This window comes from Kineococcus indalonis (assembly GCF_009906395.1).
In the GTDB taxonomy this organism is placed as follows: domain Bacteria; phylum Actinomycetota; class Actinomycetes; order Actinomycetales; family Kineococcaceae; genus Kineococcus; species Kineococcus indalonis.
Window position 1 is genome coordinate 1 of the sequence record NZ_JAAALM010000298.1, and the last position, 5,101, is coordinate 5,101.

3 protein-coding genes are annotated in these 5,101 nt (G+C 76.9%); all 3 read left to right on the top strand.

Features of this window, described 5'->3' with window-relative positions:
• Positions 1–2,416: EAL domain-containing protein (locus tag GTR00_RS14200; protein ID WP_323132480.1), on the top strand; the 2,416-nt coding region annotated here is incomplete at its 5' end.
• Positions 2,417–2,468: 52 nt separating this feature from the next.
• Positions 2,469–3,437 carry an aldo/keto reductase gene (locus GTR00_RS14205; protein ID WP_166612260.1) on the top strand — a complete coding sequence of 323 codons (969 nt, stop codon included), beginning with the start codon at positions 2,469–2,471 and terminating at the stop codon, positions 3,435–3,437.
• A gap of 243 nt (positions 3,438–3,680) precedes the next feature.
• On the top strand, positions 3,681–4,868 hold the full coding sequence (gene lhgO / locus GTR00_RS14210) for an L-2-hydroxyglutarate oxidase (protein ID WP_166612261.1): 1,188 nt from the start codon (positions 3,681–3,683) through the stop codon (positions 4,866–4,868).
• The last annotated feature ends 233 nt before the right edge of the window (positions 4,869–5,101 follow it).

Sequence of the window (5,101 nt, forward strand, 5' to 3'; positions counted from 1 at the left end):
CGCCCGCCTGCACGTCGCGGACCTGCACGCCGTCCCCCTGCACCTCGCCCTCCTGCGGGTGACGCAGGAGGGCGAGGTGCAGGGGGACGGCGTGCAGGTCCGCGACGTGCAGGCGGGCGACGGGCAGGCGGGCGACGGGCAGGCGGGTGCGCTGGTCGGTGACGTGCTGCGCGCGCGGGGCGTGCGCAGCGTCTTCCAGCCCATCGTCGACCTCGACACCGGCGCCGTGGTCGCCTACGAGGCCCTCGCGCGCGGCCCGGTCGGCCCGCTGGAGCGCCCCGACCGGCTGTTCGCGGCCGCGCGCGCCGAGGGCCTGCTCGCCGAGCTGGACCACGCCTGCCGCGCCGCGGCCTTCCGCGGCGCCCTCGACTCCGGGCTGCTGGCGCCGCTGACCCTGTTCGTCAACGTCGAGCCGGAGGTCCTCGACAGCGCCCCGCTGGAGGAGCTGCTCGCCCTGGCGCAGGAGGCCCCCGGCGAGCTGCGCGTCGTCGTGGAGATCACCGAGCGCGCCCTGGCCGCGCGCCCCGCGGAGCTGCTGCGCACCGTCGCCCGCGTGCGCGAGCTCGGCTGGGGCGTCGCGCTGGACGACGTCGGCGCGGACGTGATGTCGCTGGCGTTCATGCCGCTGCTGCAGCCGGACGTGGTCAAGCTCGACCTGCGCCTGGTGCAGGACCGCCCCGGCGCCGACGTCGCCGAGATCATGAACGCGGTCAACGCGTACGCCGAGGCCAGCGGCGCCACGGTGCTGGCCGAGGGCATCGAGGACGAGCGGCACCTGCGCATGGCCCGCGCCCTGGGCGCCCACCTGGGGCAGGGCTGGATGTTCGGCCGCCCCGGCCCGGCGCCCGTGCCCGGCCTGCCCACCGGCGAGCTGCGCCTGCCCGCCCCGCCCGAGCTGGGGCACTTCGCCGCCTCCTCGCCGTTCGCGCTGCTGCCCGCCGGCACGCCGCTGCGGCGCTCGCCGAAGTCGCTGCTCATCGAGCTGTCCAAGCAGCTGGAGCGCGAGGCGCTGCGCATCGGCCCCACCTGCGTGGTGGCCTCCACGTTCCAGGAGGCCCGGCACTTCACGCCCCTCACCAGCAGCCGCTACCGCGACCTGGTGGAGCGGGTGGGCTTCGCCTGCGCGCTGGGCGAGGGCCTGCCCGCCGAGCCGCTGCCCGGCCTGCGCGGCGCGGCCCTCGCGCCGGACGACGCGGTGCGCGGGGAGTGGGACGTCGTCGTGCTCGGCCCGCACTTCTCCGTGGCGCTGCTGGCGCGCGACCTCGGCGACGCCGGCCCGGACGCCGAGCGCACCTTCGAGTACGCCCTGACGTACCGGCGCTCCACCGTGGTGGCGGCCGCGCACTCGCTGCTCTCGCGGGTGGCCCCGCGCACCGTCGCCCACCCGGCCCCCTCGGCCCCCTTGGCCGGGTCCGCCGGGCCGGTCGCCGCCGCGGCCGGCGGGGAGCCCGCGGCGCTGGGCGCGGCCGCCGAGGACGCCAGCGCCGTCGGCCGGATCGTGCACCGCGTGCTGGGCACCACCTCGCACGGCGTGACGATCTCCGACGTGACCCGCCCCGACCAGCCGCTGGTGTACGTCAACGCCGCCTTCGAGCAGCTCTCGGGCCTGCGCGCCGAGGAGGCGCTGGGCCGCAACTGCCGGTTCCTGCAGGGCCCGGACACCGACCCCGCCGCCGTGTCCGCGATCCGCGCGGCCATCGCCGCCGGCCGGGAGTGGCGCGGGGTGCTGCTCAACCACCGCGGTCCCGAGCGCACCCCGTGGTGGAACGAGATCCGCCTGGCGCCGGTGCGCGACGAGCACGGCCGCGTCGTGCAGTACGTCGGCCTGCAGGACGACGTCACCGCCCGGGTGGAGGCCCTGCGGGCGCTGGAGGTGGAGCGCGACCGCACCCGCGCCTACCAGCGCCGCATCGAGGACCTGGCGCGCACCGACGCCCTGACGGGGCTGCCGGACCGCCGGGGCCTGCAGGAGCGCACCGCCGCGGCCCTCGACGGGCGCGGGGCCGTGGCCCTGCTGCTGTGCGACCTGGACGGCTTCCGGGCCGTCAACGACCGCTTCGGCCACGCCGCCGGTGACGAGCTGCTGGTGCGGGTGGCGCAGCGGCTGCGCGCGCAGCTGCCCGCCGGGGCGGTGGCCGCGCGCCTGGGCGGCGACGCGTTCCTCGTGGCGCTCACCGGCCTGGACCCCGAGCGCGCGCAGGAGCGCGCCCAGCAGGTCGCCGGCCGGCTGGCCCGCGCCGTCGCCGACCCGCTGGGCCTGGACGGGGTGCAGGTCTCCATCGCCGCCAGCGTCGGGGTGGCCGTCGCGCACGGCCCCGGCGACGGCTTCGAGGAGCTGCTGCGCCGCGCCGACGAGGCGGTCGCCGCGCGCAAGCGGCACGCCCGCGGCGCGCTCAGCGCCTCCCCGCTGCGCTGAGCCCCCCCGCGCCCGGCTGGCGCGCCCCGCGCCTACCGGGTCCACTGGGCGCGTGGAGCACCTGCAGGTGGAGGGCCTGGCCCCGGTGAGCCGGGTCGGGCTGGGCACGTGGCAGTTCGGCTCGCGCGAGTGGGGCTACGGGGAGGGCTACGTCTCCACGACCGCGCGCTCGATCGTGCACCGGGCGCTGGAGCTGGGCGTGACCCTCTTCGACACCGCGGAGGTGTACGGCTTCGGCGCCAGCGAGCGGATCCTCGCCGACGCGCTGGGCGGGCACCGCTCCGAGGTGGTCGTGGCCTCCAAGCTGTTCCCGATCGCGCCGTTCCCGCCGGTCGTGCGGCGCCGGGCGGCCGGCAGCGCGCGGCGCCTGCAGCTGCAGCGCATCCCGCTGTACCAGGTGCACCAGGCGAACCCGGTGGTGCCGGACGCCGTGACGATGCGCGGGATGCGCCAGCTGCTGGACGCCGGCCGCATCGGTGCGGTGGGCGTGTCGAACTACTCCCTGCAGCGCTGGCGCCGCGCCGATCAGGCGCTGGGCCGGCCGGTGGTCAGCGACCAGGTGCAGTTCTCCCTGGCGGTGCCCGGCCCGCTGGAGGACCTGGTGCCCTTCGCCGAGCGCGAGGGGCGCCTGGTGATCGCCTGGAGCCCGCTGGCGCAGGGCCTGCTGGGGGGCCGCTACGACGAGCACCACCGCCCCGGCGGGGTGCGCGCGGCGAACCCGCTGTTCAGCGTGGACAACCTGCGCCGCCTGGCGCCGCTGCTGGGGCTGCTGCGCGAGGTGGCCGCCGCCCACGACGCCGCCCCGGCGCAGGTGGCGCTGGCGTGGCTGCTCTCGCACCCGCGGGTGGTGGTGATCCCGGGCGCCTCCAGCGTGCAGCAGCTGGAGTTCAACGTCGCCGCGGCCTCGCTGCGGCTCGCCGGCGACGAGCGCGAGGCGCTCACCGGCGCGGCGCGCGCCTTCCAGCGCGCCTCGCTGCCCTCCCTGCTGGCCGGGCGGGTCCTGCGCCGCGCCGAGCGCTGAGCGCCGCCACCCCGCCGGTCCAGTCCAGTCCCGGCCCCGCCCGGTCCACTACTGAGCGTGATTGGGTCGTCGCGCGCAGGCGCCGCACCCCCGGTGCGGAGCAGCGATCCGCCCGGCTGGTCGCCGCCTGCCCGCTCCGTGCGCGACACTCCTGCGGGGGTCCCGCGCGCCCGAGCGCCGCGGGAGCACGCACAGCACCGCAGCAACACGCACAGCACCGCAGCAACAGGGGGAGGAACACGCATGGCCAGCCACGTCGTCGTCGCGGGCGCCGGGATCGTCGGCCTGTCGACGGCCTGGGCGCTCAGCTCGCGCGGGCACCGGGTCACCGTCCTGGAGAAGGAGGGCCGGGTCGCCGAGCACCAGACCGGCAACAACTCCGGCGTCATCCACTCGGGCCTGTACTACGCGCCCGGCAGCCTGAAGGCCCAGCTCGGCACCGCCGGGGCCCGCTCCATGCGCGAGTTCGCCGAGGAGCACGGCGTCGCCGTCGACATCTGCGGCAAGCTCGTCGTCGCCACCACGCCCCAGCAGGTCCCGGCGCTGCGCCGCCTGCTCGAGCGCGGCCTGGCCAACGGCGTCCCCGTGCGGATGATCTCCCCCGAGGAGGCCCGCGAGTTCGAGCCGCACGTCTCCTGCGTGGCCGCCCTGCGCGTGGAGAGCACCGGCATCGTCGACTACCGCGGCGTGTCCGACACCCTGGCCCAGCTCGTGGAGAAGGACGGCGGCGAGATCCGCTTCGACTCCGAGATCGTCGGGATCTCCTCCACCTTCCGCTCCGTCACCGTGCAGACCACCACCGGCGAGGTCACCGGTGACGTGTTCGTCAACTGCACCGGCCTGCACTCCGACCGCGTCGCCCGCCTCGCCGGCCTGGAGCCCGAGGTGCGCATCGTGCCGTTCCGCGGGGAGTACTTCGAGCTCACCCCGCAGCAGTCCCACCTCGTCCAGGGCCTCATCTACCCGGTGCCCGACCCCACGCTGCCGTTCCTGGGCGTGCACCTGACGAAGATGATCGGCGGGGGCGTGCACGCCGGCCCCAACGCCGTCCTCGCCCTCAAGCGCGAGGGCTACACCTGGGGCGACGTCTCCGTCGGCGACCTGCTCGACACCTTCCGCTGGCCCGGCACCTGGAAGCTCGGCATGCGCTACTGGAGGACCGGCATCGACGAGGTCCTGCGCTCCGCCTCGCGCGCGCGCTTCCTCGCCAGCCTGCGCGAGCTCGTGCCCGCGCTCGCCGACGACGCGCTCGTGCCCACCCACGCCGGCGTGCGCGCCCAGGCCCTGCACCGCAGCGGCGCCCTCGTCGACGACTTCTACTTCGAGCGCGGCATCCGCCAGGTCCACGTCCTCAACGCGCCCTCCCCGGCGGCCACCGCCTCCCTGGAGATCGGCCGGCGCATCGCCGACGAGATCGGCACCGAGCTCTGAGGCGCTGAGGGCACCCGCCCCCCGCAGCGCGAACGCCCGGCCGCACCCGTCCCGCCACCGCGGGACGGTCCGCGGCCGGGCGTTCGCGCGTGCGGGGTCCGGCGCGTGCGGGGTCCGGCGCGTGCGGGGTCCGGCGCGTGCGGGGTCCGGCGGGTGCGGAACGTGCGCTCCTCCTCACGCCGGGTCGTTGACAGGTGGTGCGACAGGGTCATGGAAAACACGCAGCGGAATCA